At 49.8% G+C, this 15,530-nt stretch carries 16 protein-coding genes; 7 read left to right on the top strand and 9 right to left on the bottom strand.

What is annotated here, in order from left to right:
- Positions 1 to 30 precede the first annotated feature (30 nt).
- Positions 31 to 1,149: an A/G-specific adenine glycosylase gene (gene mutY / locus IPJ88_04190; protein QQR90937.1), complete on the bottom strand. Its 1,119-nt coding sequence runs from the start codon at positions 1,147 to 1,149 to the stop codon at positions 31 to 33.
- Positions 1,150 to 1,158: 9 nt separating this feature from the next.
- On the opposite strand from mutY, the gene IPJ88_04185 reads away from it, so the two are divergent.
- Positions 1,159 to 1,419 (top strand): hypothetical protein, encoded by a 261-nt coding sequence (locus IPJ88_04185; protein ID QQR90936.1) that lies wholly within the window; start codon positions 1,159 to 1,161, stop codon positions 1,417 to 1,419.
- Positions 1,420 to 1,424: 5 nt separating this feature from the next.
- Here IPJ88_04185 and IPJ88_04180 read toward each other — a convergent pair whose 3' ends face one another.
- The gene (locus tag IPJ88_04180; GenBank protein QQR90935.1) at positions 1,425 to 1,718 is read right to left on the bottom strand and encodes a hypothetical protein; all 294 of its coding nucleotides are present in this window, start codon (positions 1,716 to 1,718) and stop codon (positions 1,425 to 1,427) included.
- Positions 1,719 to 1,770: 52 nt separating this feature from the next.
- Between IPJ88_04180 and IPJ88_04175 the strand changes: the two genes are divergently transcribed.
- Positions 1,771 to 2,568 (top strand): hypothetical protein, encoded by a 798-nt coding sequence (locus IPJ88_04175; GenBank protein ID QQR90934.1) that lies wholly within the window; start codon positions 1,771 to 1,773, stop codon positions 2,566 to 2,568.
- A 271-nt stretch (positions 2,569 to 2,839) separates the two neighbouring features.
- Here the strand turns inward: IPJ88_04175 and IPJ88_04170 are convergent, their stop codons facing one another.
- Positions 2,840 to 3,049 (bottom strand): hypothetical protein, encoded by a 210-nt coding sequence (locus IPJ88_04170; GenBank protein QQR90933.1) that lies wholly within the window; start codon positions 3,047 to 3,049, stop codon positions 2,840 to 2,842.
- Between the two features lie 125 nt (positions 3,050 to 3,174).
- Here IPJ88_04170 and IPJ88_04165 point away from each other — a divergent pair, with 125 nt between their 5' ends.
- Positions 3,175 to 5,709 (top strand): hypothetical protein, encoded by a 2,535-nt coding sequence (locus IPJ88_04165; protein ID QQR90932.1) that lies wholly within the window; start codon positions 3,175 to 3,177, stop codon positions 5,707 to 5,709.
- Positions 5,710 to 5,793: 84 nt separating this feature from the next.
- On the opposite strand, the gene IPJ88_04160 is transcribed toward IPJ88_04165, so the two are convergent.
- Positions 5,794 to 6,399, bottom strand: coding sequence for a DUF938 domain-containing protein (locus IPJ88_04160; protein QQR91964.1), 606 nt, complete (start codon positions 6,397 to 6,399; stop codon positions 5,794 to 5,796).
- A gap of 551 nt (positions 6,400 to 6,950) precedes the next feature.
- Here IPJ88_04160 and IPJ88_04155 point away from each other — a divergent pair.
- Positions 6,951 to 7,862: a LysR family transcriptional regulator gene (locus tag IPJ88_04155; GenBank protein QQR90931.1), complete on the top strand. Its 912-nt coding sequence runs from the start codon at positions 6,951 to 6,953 to the stop codon at positions 7,860 to 7,862.
- A gap of 23 nt (positions 7,863 to 7,885) precedes the next feature.
- Here the strand turns inward: IPJ88_04155 and IPJ88_04150 are convergent, their stop codons facing one another.
- From IPJ88_04150 to lipA, 4 genes are all read right to left on the bottom strand, one after another.
- Positions 7,886 to 9,271: a 2-oxo acid dehydrogenase subunit E2 gene (locus IPJ88_04150; GenBank protein ID QQR91963.1), complete on the bottom strand. Its 1,386-nt coding sequence runs from the start codon at positions 9,269 to 9,271 to the stop codon at positions 7,886 to 7,888.
- Between the two features lie 7 nt (positions 9,272 to 9,278).
- Positions 9,279 to 10,253, bottom strand: a complete 975-nt coding sequence (locus IPJ88_04145) for an alpha-ketoacid dehydrogenase subunit beta (GenBank protein QQR90930.1) — start codon at positions 10,251 to 10,253, stop codon at positions 9,279 to 9,281.
- A 22-nt stretch (positions 10,254 to 10,275) separates the two neighbouring features.
- On the bottom strand, positions 10,276 to 11,205 hold the full coding sequence (locus IPJ88_04140; GenBank protein QQR91962.1) for a thiamine pyrophosphate-dependent dehydrogenase E1 component subunit alpha: 930 nt from the start codon (positions 11,203 to 11,205) through the stop codon (positions 10,276 to 10,278).
- 208 nt (positions 11,206 to 11,413) lie between these two features.
- Complete coding sequence (lipA, locus tag IPJ88_04135; protein ID QQR90929.1) at positions 11,414 to 12,361, bottom strand: lipoyl synthase; 948 nt, start codon at positions 12,359 to 12,361, stop codon at positions 11,414 to 11,416.
- A gap of 205 nt (positions 12,362 to 12,566) precedes the next feature.
- On the opposite strand from lipA, the gene IPJ88_04130 reads away from it, so the two are divergent.
- Together IPJ88_04130 and IPJ88_04125 are read left to right on the top strand one after the other, a co-directional pair.
- A complete protein-coding gene (locus tag IPJ88_04130) occupies positions 12,567 to 13,217 on the top strand; it encodes a rhomboid family intramembrane serine protease (GenBank protein ID QQR90928.1) in 651 nt (216 codons plus the stop codon).
- Positions 13,214 to 13,480 carry a rhomboid family intramembrane serine protease gene (locus IPJ88_04125; GenBank protein QQR90927.1) on the top strand — a complete coding sequence of 89 codons (267 nt, stop codon included), beginning with the start codon at positions 13,214 to 13,216 and terminating at the stop codon, positions 13,478 to 13,480. Before IPJ88_04130 ends, IPJ88_04125 begins: the two co-directional genes overlap by 4 nt.
- Before the next feature lie 9 nt (positions 13,481 to 13,489).
- Here the strand turns inward: IPJ88_04125 and IPJ88_04120 are convergent, their stop codons facing one another.
- On the bottom strand, positions 13,490 to 14,662 hold the full coding sequence (locus IPJ88_04120) for a hypothetical protein (protein QQR90926.1): 1,173 nt from the start codon (positions 14,660 to 14,662) through the stop codon (positions 13,490 to 13,492).
- A gap of 227 nt (positions 14,663 to 14,889) precedes the next feature.
- Between IPJ88_04120 and IPJ88_04115 the strand changes: the two genes are divergently transcribed.
- Positions 14,890 to 15,441 (top strand): hypothetical protein, encoded by a 552-nt coding sequence (locus IPJ88_04115; protein QQR90925.1) that lies wholly within the window; start codon positions 14,890 to 14,892, stop codon positions 15,439 to 15,441.
- The last annotated feature ends 89 nt before the right edge of the window (positions 15,442 to 15,530 follow it).

Here is a 15,530-nt window from a genome sequence, read left to right as displayed (position 1 = left end):
AAGAGATCAGCAAGCTATAGCTGCAAGATCTCATGGCCGGCAAACTCGTAAATCCAGCAATTTTCTCGTGAGCGTCGATACTCCCATCCCCTTAATATCTCCAACGGGCACAAGCTGTCGCGTCGAGCTTTTTCGAGCCTTTGCGCCACTGGCCAACCAAAGCTCAACTTTCATCTTACGATGACTCAGCACATGCTCGATATGCCCTCGAGCTTTGCGCTCTAGCACCGCATCGATACAAGATTCACCAAGAATCCGCCGGGCATCTCCTGCGCCTTTGCCTTGCATCGAAGGCAGCCCCCACAAACCGGCAAAACGGCTACCATCTTGCTTCACCATCCAGACACGCTTCTCTTGCGCACCACTCTTGGCACTTGCAAGCGCCATCACCGTCACCCAATGCTCCTCCCTTGGCGCCTTGCGCACTCGAGCGACGGGTAGTGCTGCTACCTGCTCATGTTTGTACGCAAAACACTTAGCCTTCAACGGACAAAGCCCACAGCTTGCTTGCTTCGGCGTACAAAGCGTTGCGCCAAGTTCCATCAATGCTTGATTCAAATCACCCGGTTGCCTGCCCTTCGCCAATAAAGAAGCAAGCTCCCAAAGCAGCTGCTCGCTTTCTTTGCTCCCAAGCGGCGCAGTAATCCCAAGCAAACGACTGAGTACCCGCGCCACGTTACCATCGACAATGGCCTCCGGCTGATCAAAGGCAATGCTACCAATCGCGCCCGCGGTATAGCGCCCTATCCCCGAAATGCTTTGTCGTTCTTTAGCATCTTTTGGCAGCTCGCCTCCGTAACGTGCTTGGACCTCTCGTACACCGCGATGCAGAAACCTCGCTCGGCGATAGTAGCCAAGACCACTCCAATGCTTGAGCACTTCGTCTTCATCTGCCGATGCCAAGCTTTTCAAGCTCGGAAAACGCTTCATAAAACGCTCATAGTAAGGAATCACCGTACTCACCTGCGTCTGCTGCAGCATGATTTCCGAGACCCAAATCGCATAAGGATCACTGCTCGTGCGCCATGGCAAATCGCGTTTATTTTTCTGATACCAAGTAAGTAGCGCTCTTCGTATCTTGCGATGCTCAAAAGAATCCGTTAGGGCTAGTGGCTGTGAAATACTTAATTTGGATGATGTTTGGGGCATGGGCACTGCTTGCATGCGGCGGAAGCCACACCAAAGACAAAAACGAAACCCACACAAATTCAAGAGCCGAGTCCGAAAAACCGGAAAAAAACATCGATCCCAAAACCAAGCCCCACGTCATTGTTGATCTTGAGAAAGACCAAACAGGCAGCCTGCAACTTAGTATCCAAAACCATGACAGTGCTGCCGTTCACCTTGCGCCAGCCGCCATTCTACAATCCAAACATCAAGGCAAATGGAAAAGCAATTTTGAAATTCCTCTGCGCCTAGACTGCTTATCGCCCGCCAAGCCGTCGGAATGCTTCGCCCTCGCCCCAGGCGCTGAACTTCGCCCTCCCAGCTACGCCAATCACCAATGCGCATGCCAGCCCTGCGCCCCGCTCAGGGCTAGCCAATACCGTGCCCTCCTCCAAAGCTGCGCCCACACCCACACCTACACATCCCCGATCCAGGATCCCACCTTTAAAGCGCAATAAAAACAATAATTTAAATACCGCACCGCGAAAATTCATTCGAAAACGGTTTTCGCGATAGTTTTTTAGGCAATTGAAACCTTTGCTTAAACGCAAAGCGATCCTAGAAATACACTAGGTATTTCGTGCAGATGAAAGTTGTAAAGCCATGAGAGCGTTAGTTGGAATCATGTTGGTCTTGATGATGAGCTGCTTTATTTCAACTGAAGCATGGGCTCAAGATGCAAAACCCAATCCCAATGACCCGAAAGAACTTTCGAGCGAACGTTACTCCTTTATCGGTATGCGTTTTCGGGACCTGATTATTCCTAAATTTGTTCTGAACCTTTTTGCCAAAGGCGGATCAACCGTTAACGTCTTTACCTTTGGCCCTGAGTTCACCACGCGCAAGGGCGGCACAGAGCTCAATATCGCGTTATCGTACGCGGACTACTCCATGGATCCTTTTCTATTTAAGGGCAAAGGAGACGGCGAAGAAAGCTGGGAGCGGGTCTCAAGTGATCTCAAAGCCATCTACGGAACGATCGACCTTTTGTTCGAAGTGTGGACCGGAAAACGCAGCAGGTATGCATTCTTGATCGGAGGAGGAGTGGGTCTAGGTGCTGTGTTCGATAACCTTCATCGCACTCAGGTCTATCCCAACGATCCGAGCAATCCCAATCCAGATAATCCTTCTGCGTGGCGCGACTGCACCTCTGCAGGCAACCCAGCAACCACCACTAGCGACGGCGCCCCATGGTGCGGCGCTGACAACAACCACTACCCCGGCTACAGCGAGCCAAGTTGGGCACATGGAGGCGCAAAGCCATTTATTTTTCCATGGCTTTCCATCCCCCAATTCAGTTTTCGCTATAAACCCATCAAACAATTCCAAATGCGCGCTGATGCAGGCCTATCCATCTCCGGCATCTTCTTCGGCCTCAACGCCGCCTACGGACTTAATTAGGGAGAGCAATTCCTGCTAAGTCTGATCGCCATGGCATAGTGGGGAACACTAACCCTCAGCGCAAGCGACTACACTGTAGTGAAAACGCCTATGCGTTTTCGCTTCAAGACAACGCTGCGCAAAGCTGCTTATTGAGTTGTCCCAATAGATAGGAGTCAATCCTAATCTATTGTGAAGGGGGTACAGAGCTGGCATGGAGTTTGCTTTACTCTAGTTGCAACGGAGTACATTAAATGAAACTTAACTTAGCGCTTTTACCGCGTCGTACTAATCAAGGGCTAACCACTATCATCTTGTTGCTTGTATCGATCACAGCATGCACACCAACAACTGAAAGCCATTCAATAGCCTCTGACAATGGCGCTTTTACTGCTGAAGATGGTGTCTGCGAGACCAGTTTCGATTGCGTGTTCGGTTTGGAATGCAAAGAAATCAATGCAGCCACAGGAGAGCACAGATGTCGATAGGTTCTGTATCTCACATCAAAAACATTTTCTTGCTTAGTACGCTCGCGCTAACAAGCTTTTTTCTGCTTCCAGCGTCAATGCCCAAGAACACTGTGACGAGCTATCTTCAGATGATCAAGGCAACAAAACAGCTTGTGCCATGTCTCATCAAATGGCCGAATATGCCTACGTGCTAAAAACAGAAGCAGCCAAACGCATCGATACTTCACGGCAAGAACTTCAGCTGGCGAAAAGTTACCTCAACCACGTAAAATCTGGCACCCCCTACCAAAGCACTCCAGAGAGCTGGGACTTTTACTATAGTCTGCGCAGTGGCATCGAACAGAACACGAACGCCATCACAATGTTCCCTCATATGGATCCAGCCATTCGTGACCAAGCTACCGTCACCCAACAACATATCGAAAGTGTTCTAACTTCGGTCGGTACCGGATTTCTGGATGAAGCGCAGGCCGTGCGTCGAATAGTTGAAGATTTCGATAGTTATCTAGGGCCGGAACTCAATATCTACGTGGTTGCACCAACTTTTCCAAGTGAGCAAATCAATGTCAGTCCTCGAGGACGATTTCATCGTGTTCACGCCGTACCATACAGCGCCAATTCGCCATGTAGCCCTGGAGAGGGCGAGGTGGTGACATCACTCAATCCGGACGGATTGCTCTATTGTGAATTCGGCGAGCTCGATAACTACAGCCAGCGCTACATCCTAATTGATGAAATAAGGCAAACGGTGGCCCGATTCGCGAGCAGCAACAATCGTGACTACACACGTGAAACTCTCAAGGATAGCCGACTCATGCATGTTTTGCGTCTAGCTCAAATTGAGTTCGCAAAAAACCAAGCTGCTTTTCAAGTCATCTACGGTGCAGAACCATTGTCCAGCATAAAACTTGCTGGACAGAGCAAAGAAGTCGGAGAGTATTTGCTTCAAGATGCGCCCGGCGATGCGGCGGCAGCCACAACCATGGAACAAGGCCTCACCGTGCTCGAAGAAAACTTGGGAAAAGTGGAGGCTGAGCTCTTTGAATTCGATGAGTCGGGCACACGCATTGGCAATGCGAGCAGTGAAGAGGTCGTGTTGCTCAGCCTATTTACCGAAGTCCGGACAGCGGTTCTAGTAGAACATCCAGATTTTTATAACATCGATGCCTTTGTACAAACCTTAGTCGACGAGCGGACATACGAACAAAAGCGCATCGAGACTGTTCTTGGGATATCAACGGGCGTATCGCTCGGCATCTGGGGAGCGTTGGCCATCTTTGCCCCACCGCTATCTCCCATTGGACAACTCCTTGTCGAGATCACAGGTCTAGCATCTGCAACGGTGACCGGCACCTACCTTTACCAAAAAATAGACCGCATGTTGCTCCTCGAAGACGCCTACCAGTCTGGACTTGAACCATCCTTGGCTAATCGGGCTGCCTATATGGCACAGCGTCAAGGCGTTATTGCTACGGGCGCATGGTTTGCATTCGAGGCCATCACCACAGCCTTTGGCTTTGCCAAGCTCATGCCAGAGCTCGCCGAAGTACGTTCGCCGCTCGGGCAGTACCTAATGAGAATTTCAGAATACCTGAATGACTTGCCAAAAGCACAATGGCCAAGGATCAACGTGGCACGCATTGCTTCTGGTATGGATGGAACCTTGCACGCACTAACAGCGTCAGCCCGTAAATATTCAAATGAGATTGTCAATGCAATCGATAGCTATACGCGCACGCTAGCTTCACGAAACGTGTACGATCTTTTCGTTCAAATTCGAGAGGCTGGAACGGTTAGCGATGATATGGTGGCTTTTTTGAGGCAAGCTTTTCACCGCAACGGGCAGCTCAACGAATCAGTTGCCGCCATTTTGGAGTCGTTTTGGACAGGCGCCAACCTTAATGCTCGCAACGTTCTTGACGACCAAATTGACGAAGTGCTGATTGAGTTGATGGGGGCTTCGAACGAAAAGCAACTGCGCTCAGCCCTCGTTCGAACGTTGGATATCCCTGGACATTCCGGAAGCCTCGCAACACAAACGGAACTCTTGCGACGCATTCGAACTTCTGCACACGAGCTTTATTATCAAATTGCACACACTCAGTTTGAAATGTGGGGCATCGCGGGTGATGAAGCACAGGAAGCCTTTCGACTCATGGCATCCGAGTCCGACCGCCTAGATGTGTTAATCCCAGTATTGGACGACTACATTGCTCAGTCTGGAAATTTCGTACCACAAAGCATGATTCAGAACGGCCTATACGGTCTTTCAGCGGAATACTTAGAGGCTAGTTGGTTTGATGAGGCAATCACCGATGTTATGGCAATTCTTCGAGAAAACGGGGGTCCGATTGCTCTTGGTGACCGATTGCGGGGCTTGAAAAGTTATATTTTGCAAAGTGTCGATGAACCTACGCGTTTTGATTTTGCAGTGTTTCGTTTAGCACGAGAAGCCATTGGACCAACATTAGTAAAGGATTTGGCTTCCCAATTTGATGAAATTTATCTCTGGCAAATGCACGATAGCGCGCTGGGCCTTTCGGCGGCGTTCTCCTCAGCAGCTCTTGAAGGGGCGCAAGCCGGAGCCCGCGAGGTAGGCATGCTTCAGCTCCAACGCACTCAGCTGTACGACCTTGCCGAAGCCCTGCACGCAGCCTTGCTATACAAAGGTGGCGCATCACTGACACCTTAAAGTCAAGAGTCTGCAGTCTCATGCGCGCAGATGCTGGCCTATCCATCTCCGGCATCTTCTTCGGCCTCAACGCCGCCTACGGACTTAATTAGCGCGCCACACCAAGACATGATTGTTGGACGGCATGGTGATGCTCTGCTGATGCTCGAGATCATGCTCGACTGCTAAGGCGTCTAGCTTCTCAAAATCACGCACGCCCCACTCTGGGTTACGGGCCCGCAACGATTGATCAAAGGCTCGATTGCTCTCAGCTTTAAACTTTCCGCCAAAACGATACGGCCCGTACAAGATCAGCAAACCACCCTTCTCAAGGTTTTGTGCAGCGCCATCAAACAAAGCCTCGCTAGCCTCCCAGGGAGCAATGTGAACCATGTTGGCACAAAAAATAGCATCAAACTTGGATTCAAGCTGCCATGGTTTTTCGCAGACATCCAAATGGCGCGGCGCATGAAGATTGGCAGCTTGTGCTTCGTTCCGCCACACCGAAATACTCGTCAAGGCCTCCGGACTCGCATCACTTGGAAACCATTGAATCGACGGCAAGTTGTGCGCAACGTAAAAGCCATGTTGACCCGTACCACTGGCGATTTCAAACACCCTCGCATCTTTAGCAAGCAGAGTTCTCAGCACTTCAAGAATCGGCCCACGGTTACGCTCCGCCGCCTCACTAAATAAACGCTGCCCAGCCATGTCTTTCATAAACTATCTTGTTGCACAAAACTTACACTTGCTGCAACACACTACAAGACGCCATAGAAGCCGATGAAATAAAGAGACTGGGCTTCGACGAAAAAGAAAGTACACAAAACAATTCAAGTTGGCGTTAAAAAGAATCGGGCTGCAATCAGAGAAGAAAATAATCTTCTAACTCTGGCAGCAGCCCTATCTTGTAAAACGTCAATTACTTTTCAAACACAAACTATATCTGTTTTGCCTTGAGTTCTTTTTCTCTTTTTTTCTTTTTCTTGTCTTCGATAGATACTTTTGGTTTGTTGTTCTTTTTGGGTTTCTCTTGACCTCTGGCCATGATGACTCTCCTTGTACGTTCTGGCGAGCCCCGCTCCGACCATGAACGTCTTTAGAATAGACCAGCTCAATAGGAGTAGCCAGTACCTGCAGAAGCTCTGTCTATACCGCGAATTCAGGACCCTGCAGCGCTTCTTGGATTACAGTGACAGGTTGCGTTTTTGAACAATAACGCTATTTTTAAACAAATCGTTGCAAAAACGGAACAGTGATTTATGGATGGCATTGATTTAGATGGTATTACGACCTTTGTGCGTGTGGTTGAAAAAGGAGGCATTAGCCCCGCAGCCCGTTTCTTAGCGGTACCCAAATCCACTGTCTCCCGGCGCTTGAGTCGTTTGGAAGAAGAACTTGGCGTACAACTGCTAAGGCGAAGCTCACGTCAGATTCGTCTTACGCAAGCCGGGGAAACTTTTTTCGGGCAGGTTGTCTCTGCCATCGATCGACTGATCGATGCAACTGAGATTGTTCGCGACGTTGGAGCCGAGCCCATCGGAGAAATACGAATCACGGCTCCGGAAGATTTTAGTCATATGCTTGCAGCGATCATTCATCGCTTTTGCAATATCCATCCAGGCATACGCATCTACGTCGAGCTAAGCAATCGCATCGTTGATTTGGTGCGGGAAGGATTTGATTTGGCAATACGAGCAGGCGAGTTGCACGACTCGGCGCTAGTGGCACGCAAGGTCATGAGCACCGAGCTATGGCTTGTCGCAGCACCGGCGTATCTCAAAGAACATGGCAAACCGCGAAACATCGCTTCGCTTAGCAAACATCCAGCCGTGTTATTTCGCGCTAAGGACAATCAGCAACAGTGGACACTCAATAAAAGCGGGCAAAGCCAAAGCGTTGAAGTCCAAGGCACCATTAACACAACCGCATACAGTATTAGCGCGGCACTGGTTGAAGCCGGTAGCGGCATTGCCCTCATCCCATCGTTTCTTGCAGCCAAAAGTATTAACGCAGGAGCATTGGAGCGGGTTCTGCCTTCTTGGCTAGCCAAAGCAGGCGCGGTGCACGTAGTACAACCAGCCAGTCGGTATCTCCCGGAACGCGTGCGTTTGTTCAAAGACTATCTTATCAAGCACATCGAGCCCTGCGCACAAAAAGGCATGTTCGCCTAGAATGCGTTGGGTGAATCTTTGGATCAACGCATCTCTAAAAAGAGCCGACCGGGATTCTCTAGATAATGAATGATCTCGTAAGCAAAGGCTGCGCCTACGTGACCATCAATCAAACGATGGTCAAAGGAAAACGACAAAAGCATCACGTTGCCGATGGTGATTTGTCCATCTTTGACAATCGCACGTTGCCTCATACGATGCACGGCAAGGATGCCTACTTCAGGAAAGTTAAGGACAGGCGTAGCGAACAAGCCTCCGTGCTTTCCAAGAGACGTCACAGTAAAAGTTGAGCCGTGCAACTCGGAGGTCGAAAGAGAACCCTCGCGAGCACCTTTAGCAAGGCGTTCGATTTCTTTGGCGACTTCCATGACCGAAAGTTGATCGGCGTTGCGCACCACCGGCACAAGCAAACCTCGTTCCGTTGCCGTTGCAATGCCGATGTGATGGTACTTCCGCGTGACAAGCTCATTGGCTTCTTCATCAAGGATGGTATTGAGCTCGGGATGTTTCTTCAGAGCTGCAACAACTGCTTTAACAATAAAAGGCAAATAGGCAAGCTTCACATCGTTGGCTTGGGCTTCTTCTTTGAGACTTTCGCGTAAATCCTGAAGACGGCCTACATCGCACTCTTCAACAAAGGTAAAATGAGCAGCCGTGTTCTTTGCGTGCTGCATGCGCTCAGCAATGCGCCTACGGATGCCCACGAATGGCCTTCGCTCTTCCATGTCGTGCACTTGGGTTGGCGGCTCACTAAGAAGTTCGGCTTTCTTAGGCGCCGGAACCGAATCGCGCCGAGCAGGTGTCATCGCACCTTGACTCGAATGCATATAGTTCGAAGCCGCCATGTGCTGCTCCACGCCGTTTACAAAATTCATAACATCAGGCTTGGTCACTCGAGCACTGTCTCCGCTGGGTTTGACTTGCCGAAGATCGACGCCAAGGTCGCGCGCAAGTTTACGCGTCGCCGGGGTAGCCATTGGTTTATCTGCAAAATACGGAGGTGGTGGCTGTGAATGCCCGTTGCCTTGAGTGGTCGGGCTGTTTTTCTGACGACTTTTTTGAAAAGCAGCCATACCCGGCAGCAATGAATCTTTAATGTCGCCCACCGCTGTTGCTGCAGGAGTTGCCGGTGCAGACGGGCGCCGGCTTGATGACGGTTTCTCAGAAGCTTTGGTTTCAATCACAGCAATAACCGTACCCACGTTAACGATGTCACCTACTTTGGCACAAAGCTCGGTGACAACGCCTGAGGTTGGCATATCGATGGTCACCGACGCTTTGTCGGTGGTGACTTCGACCATAGCTTGTTCTTCTTCGACGTTATCGCCTGGCTTGACATGCCATTCGACAATCTCGCCTTCAGAAACTCCTTCACCAATATCGGGCATGCGAAATTCGAAACGCATAATGATCCTTTCAATAACGAGCGGCCTGCAAAAGAGCCGGGGTAATACGATGCGCCAGCGGTAAATATTCGTTCTCTAAGGTATAGGGAAAGGGCGTATCCCAACCCGTAACACGCACCGGTGGTGCCTCAAGATGCAAAAACGCATTTTCAGCAATAAGCGATACAAGTTCTGCGCCAAATCCACAACTCTTTGCTGCTTCATGTACGACCACAACACGGCCTGTCTTTTTGATGCTTTCAAGAATCGTATCGATATCAACCGGCCACAGTGTTCGTAAATCAATCACTTCAGCTTCGATACCATGACGTGCAGCATTCTCAGCCGACTCCAAAGCTTCAAACAACATCGCGCCCCAAGCAATCACTGTGACATGGCGACCCTCACGTACCACTTTAGCTTCACTGAGCGGAATCAAATAAGGCTCTTCAGGTACGTCCGTCTTAACAGCACGATAGACGCGCTTGGGCTCAAAAAATAAAACGGGGTCATCATCACGAATAGAGGCCAGCAAAAGGCCTTTTGCATCGTAAGGGTTTGACGGACAGACCACTTTGAGACCTGCATTATGGATAAAGAGTGACTCGGGTGATTGGGAGTGATAGTGCCCCCCGCGAATGCCACCACCCACAGGTGCACGCACCACCATGGGGCAACTAAACTCTCCACCCGTGCGGTAACGGTACTTGGCAGCTTCACTTACGATTTGATCAAAAGCCGGAAATATAAAATCGGCAAACTGGATTTCAGGCACCGGACGCATACCGTACATCGCCATGCCGATGGCTGAACCAATGATGCCGCCTTCAGCAAGCGGTGTGTCAATCACGCGCTTTTCACCAAACTCCTTGAACAAACCTTGTGTGACTCGAAACACGCCACCCACTTGGCCAACGTCTTCTCCCATCACAACGACCCGGTCATCGGAGTGCATTTCGCTCCGAAGGGCACTGTTAAGGGCTTGAACCATATTCATCTCAGGCATAAACGTTTACTCCCCTGGGCGGCTAATGATTGGCCTTGTGACGTGGACCTTGTTCAGCTTGCCGCTGTTGTTCTTTAAGGTGCCAGGGTTTTTCTCGGTAGACATCTTCAAACATCGATGCGATCGAAGGACGTTCGGATTCTTCAGCCTTCTTAATACAGGCTTTGAGTTCGGTGCGAAGTTGCTCAACACAATCGCTTTCGTCTTTTTCGCTCCAAGCTTGATTGCTTTCTAGATACTTGCGCAAACGCACAATGGGATCTTTTTGCTGCCAAGCTTCAACTTCCTGCTCCGAGCGGTAAGCCCGTGGATCGTCACTGGTCGAATGACCACTCATACGATAGGTGAGCATCTCAATCAGCTTTGACCCCTCGCCCGCGGCAGCTTCTTCGGCAGCTGCTTTGACTGTTTTATAAACAGCAAGCGCATCATTACCATCGACGCGCACTGCGGGAACACCATAGGCTGCGCCTTTATCGGCAAAGCTTTTGGCTGCAGTTTGATGACTTGCAGGAACACTGATCGCCCAGCCATTGTTGCGAATCAAAAACACGGTTGGGGTCTGAAACACACCTGCGAAATTCATCGCCGTATGAAAATCAGCCGAGCTTGTAGCACCTTCGCCAAGATAGACAGCTACAGCAATTTTCTCATCTTTTAGTTTGGCCGCCCACGAAAAGCCCACTGCTTGGGGAAGCTGGGTTCCAATAGGCGAGCTCACTGAAGCGAAACGATAAGGCTTCCCACTGTAGTGATCCGGCATTTGACGACCTCTACACGAATCGTTGCTATTGCCGTACATGTTATCAATGTAGCCTTGAAGCGGCATACCTCGCCAAAGCAGTGCACCAAACTCACGGTAGCAGGGAAAAATCCAATCCACTTCACGCATCGCTGCCGCCGAAGCCACAATGGCAGCTTCTTCACCAGCCGAGCCAATGTGAAAACCAATTGGCCTTGACGTTGCAGCGCTACCAGACGCTCATCAATAATCCGTGTACGACGCATCGCGATGTACATTTGTTTGACGAGTTCGACGTCCAAATGCGGATCGTTTTTAGGTTTTACAACTTTGCCTTCGTTATCAAGCACACTCACAACACCACTTGGCGGCTCCGATAGAACACGAAGTGAGTCATGCGTTGTTTTATCACTTTCATTCATGTCCATGAATTCACCACCTGCAAGTGTCGACGTTTTTTCCCGTAGCGGTTTTCAATAGGAGAATCGGCACCTTTGAGGATGCCCTGAATGAATCCTTCAGCAGCTCGGTAACTTGATCGCACCAAAGGTCCTGAAGCCACAAATTTAAAGCCCATTTGCAAGCCCGCTTCGCGGTAGCGATCGAACTCGTCCGGCTCAACGTAACGAATAAGCGGGGCGTGTTTAGGCGTTGGGCGCAAATACTGTCCAATCGTAAGTACATCGACATCGGCTTCACGGAGCATTTCCATGGCTTCAAGCATCTCAGCCTCGGTCTCGCCGCATCCTACCATAAGAGAGGATTTGGTAATATTCGCGCCCGCAGCCCGTGCCCACTTGAGAACATCGCTGGAACGCTCCCATGAGCAACGTGCATCACGCATTGAACGTTGCAAGCGCGGCACCACTTCAACGTTATGTGCAAAGACATCCGGTCTGCCCTGCTCAACCACCGTGACTACATCTTTTTGCACGCCCGCAAAGTCCCCGATCAAGGTCTCAACCAGTAACTCGGGACTACGCTCTTTAATATTGCGTACCGTTTTAGCAACATGCGAAGCACCACCGTCATGGATATCATCACGGTCCACCATGGTTAACACCACATAGGCAAGGTCCACCACGGCCAAAGCCTCAGCCACCTTTTGTGGCTCATCCGTATCGACAACGCCCCGTGGATTGCCCGATGTGACCGCACAAAAACGACAACCGCGCGTGCAGGTATCGCCGAGGATCATGATCGTCGCAGTGCCTTCGCCCCAGCACTCTCCAATATTTGGGCAGCGTGCTTCTTCGCACACAGTAGCCAGCTTGAGTTTGCCAAACATCTCGCGCAGTTTGTTGTAACGCTCCCCTCCCGGAATGCGAACCCTTAGCCACTGTGGTTTTCGAGCTGATACTGCCACTATATTTCCCTTTCGGCTTCGCGGCTTAACGCAGTTAGGCATGAAGCTCAAGGCACACCCTTGAAGACTTCATTATAGCGAAATTGTGTCACGACTGCAAAAGCAACAGTGAGGCAAAAACGCGCATAATACCGCTAAAAAACAGAAGTTTTCTTCAAAGCTTGCTGGTACTCCTTCCTTATATACCGTAAGTAACGCAGCCAGCATGCGAAGGCTCAGTACATTCCAAAACGAAAAAGCAGCAAAAACCTTTGGTGCATACCTCTACACACAGGGCATTACCAATGAAGTGCGTCCTTTAAATGAGGAGCCTTGGGCGGTCTGGATTCATGCGGAGTCGGACTTGGAAAAAGCCCATGACCTGCTTGAGCAGTACGAAAAGGAGCCGAACGATCCCAAATACAAAGCAGCCTGGGATCAAGCTCAGATCTTACTTAAACAAGAGCAAAAAGCACAAGCTGAAGAGTTAAAGAAACACATCAACTTACGCAAACAGCTGGCCCAACGCCAAGCACTTCGCTTGGGTAGAGTGACGTTAATTTTGATCGCGTTTAGCGTGCTTGTCGCCGTGATGACAAAGCTCGGTGAAGATCACAATGTCGTGCGACACTTCACTATTGTAAACTACAAGCAGCAAGGTGAATACATCAGTTGGAATCTTGCTCGCGATTTGCAATCAGGACAGCTATGGCGACTTGTTACGCCCATCTTTGTGCATTTTGGTTTTTTGCATCTGCTCTTCAACATGTGGTGGCTTAAAGACCTTGGCAGCGTAATTGAAAACCGTCAAAGCTCTTTGTTTTTGTTGGTCATGGTTCTTGTGATTGCGGTGGTATCCAACGTTGCGCAATTATGATTGTACAAAACCCGCTGTTTGGCGGCATGTCTGGCATTGTCTACGGTTTGCTTGGCTATCTCTGGATTCGAGGCAAATATGATCCAAGCTACGGTATTCGTCTCAACCCTCAGATTGTCATGTTCATGCTTGGCTGGTTTGTCTTGTGCCTAACGGGCCTTGTCGGTCATGTAGCCAATGTCGTTCACGGCGCAGGACTCTTCATGGGCGCAGCCTGGGGCTACCTTGCATCAAAACACTGGCTCAGAGTGTTTCGTCGCTAAATCGTAACCTTAATGCAGATAACCCGCGGCGACATCAACGCTTATCTTGTAGCTTCCCACACCAGCACCCTTAATACAGATCTCTGCGGTTCCGGATTCATCGCTTGTGCCTTTACAGTTCTGGATACGATAAACCAAACCTGCATCAAAAGGTTGCTCAGACAAAGGACGACCTGTACATCCACCCACAAAAAGTCCTTCGTTAATACCACCACACTCCCGCCAACTTACAACTCCATTAAAACAAGTGTAATTCATATACACTTCATAGGCAGAAACCTCTGCAAGCCCGCCCTTATCGTCCATGGAATAGGATTCGGGTAGGACGTGAATATTAACAACAGGGTTTCCCCCGGCACCTAGAGCATGGCTGTCGTTGATATCCAAACTAAAACATTGCGCAGCGGCGCTTTCCTTTCTGACCGTGGTGCAAAAACTGCTCCCATTATCGGACGCGACCTCAGGAATGGGATCTGTGCATAGATGTTCTTCTGAGACCCCAGTGGCTGACGGCTGCTTTGCACAGCTTGAGTGCTCATCAAAGTCAATCACCACATCGCTGCGGCTAAGCCAACGGGCACTTGAATCTTGAACTGACAGTCGGAAAGTGCGCTGTCCAGTAAAGAAATCACTTGCTTGAATAGCAGATGAACACCTTTCTGGTGAAGCGACAACTTCAACAAATACTGTCATTTGACCAATAACATTATCGCTATAGAAAGTATAAAATGGCATCGCTGCAGTTAATCGGCAACCGTTCTCGTCGTCGTTGAATATAAACGGTGCAACGATTGATGGCCCAGCATCGTTTTGCGGATCAACACCAGGCTGCATGGTCATTATATACTGGCCATAAGTCAGACTATGCTCGAAGATAAAACCGGGCACAACAGCATTCCACTGACCATCGTTGTTCTTGTTAAAACTAATCGACAGTGGCTCTGGTATCTTCGACGGCGTTGCGGGATGAACCTCAGTTACCTCACCTACCAATTGATAGTCAAAATGCTCAAAGTCTGTAAAAGCTTGGTCTGCGGGAAGCTCCACTTGAATTGTGCAAGCAGTTTGCATGTCGCTTGCAGTTTCAAGTTCGCTATCCGGGGTGATGCAGCTTGCTGCGAACAAAACCATCATAACGGCGATAGGAATGGGGACGAAGGACGGAAAAACAGATCGAGTCATAGGAATACCTTTGCTAGCGACAACCGAGTACGAAATAAACTCAACGCAAGGCGTTTTATTTCAACACCAAAGCGATATTGCGTAATGATTTCAATAGTACATTCGTGACCCTTGCGCAGGGATTACCACGCACAATCCACATACAGGATACCTACCTGTAACCGCTGCTAAAGAAGACCAAATGTCTCGACGCTATGCCCATCAAGCACTACACTAATTGCTATGGTATGCTTAGCGTAAGGACGAGTGCTTCGATTGGCTTTTGGCTGCTGCTGCTCGCTTCCTGTTCCAGCGAGGGGTTGGATCTCCACGGCAAGTTTTGTCCTTGTATTGAGGGCTATTTTTGCGACAAAACCACCAACCTTTGCGTAACAAATCCGAGCGAACCACCAGCCGACGCAAGCCAAGATGTCATCAACGATCGTTCTCAGAACACCGATACGGGAACTACAGCTGATGCATCAACCGATGCAGATGCTGACAGTGGACCAATATCATCGTGCTCTGAAGGATACTTTTTTGATCCACCCGATACTATCTCAACATGGATCTTGAACTATGCTGCGGGTCAGGCACTCACTAACTTCGAAATTCGCGTCACAAGACAGGGACAGCCAACGGCAATTGCTCCAGTCAACGTAATGAGTGGGGGAGCTCCAGACTATATTTATTCATGGCAATACGAGTTCGCTCAGTCTGAGACACTGGAGTTCACCCTCGTGGCTGACCCAGGGGAACAAGTATACGGCGGCACCTGCGAAGTTTTTATCGCACCCTAAAAAGCACGGAGATCTACGCCGAGACAGCGATTCGCCGTGGTGGCTCGATTGTTCGATCACCCGACTAGGTAATCTTGTGTCGTAAATAC

It is taken from the genome of Myxococcales bacterium, from assembly GCA_016699535.1.
Classification (GTDB): Bacteria; Myxococcota_A; Polyangia; order Polyangiales.
The sequence above is the reverse complement of the archived record's forward strand: the minus strand, read 5'-3'. Positions and strand labels throughout refer to the sequence as shown.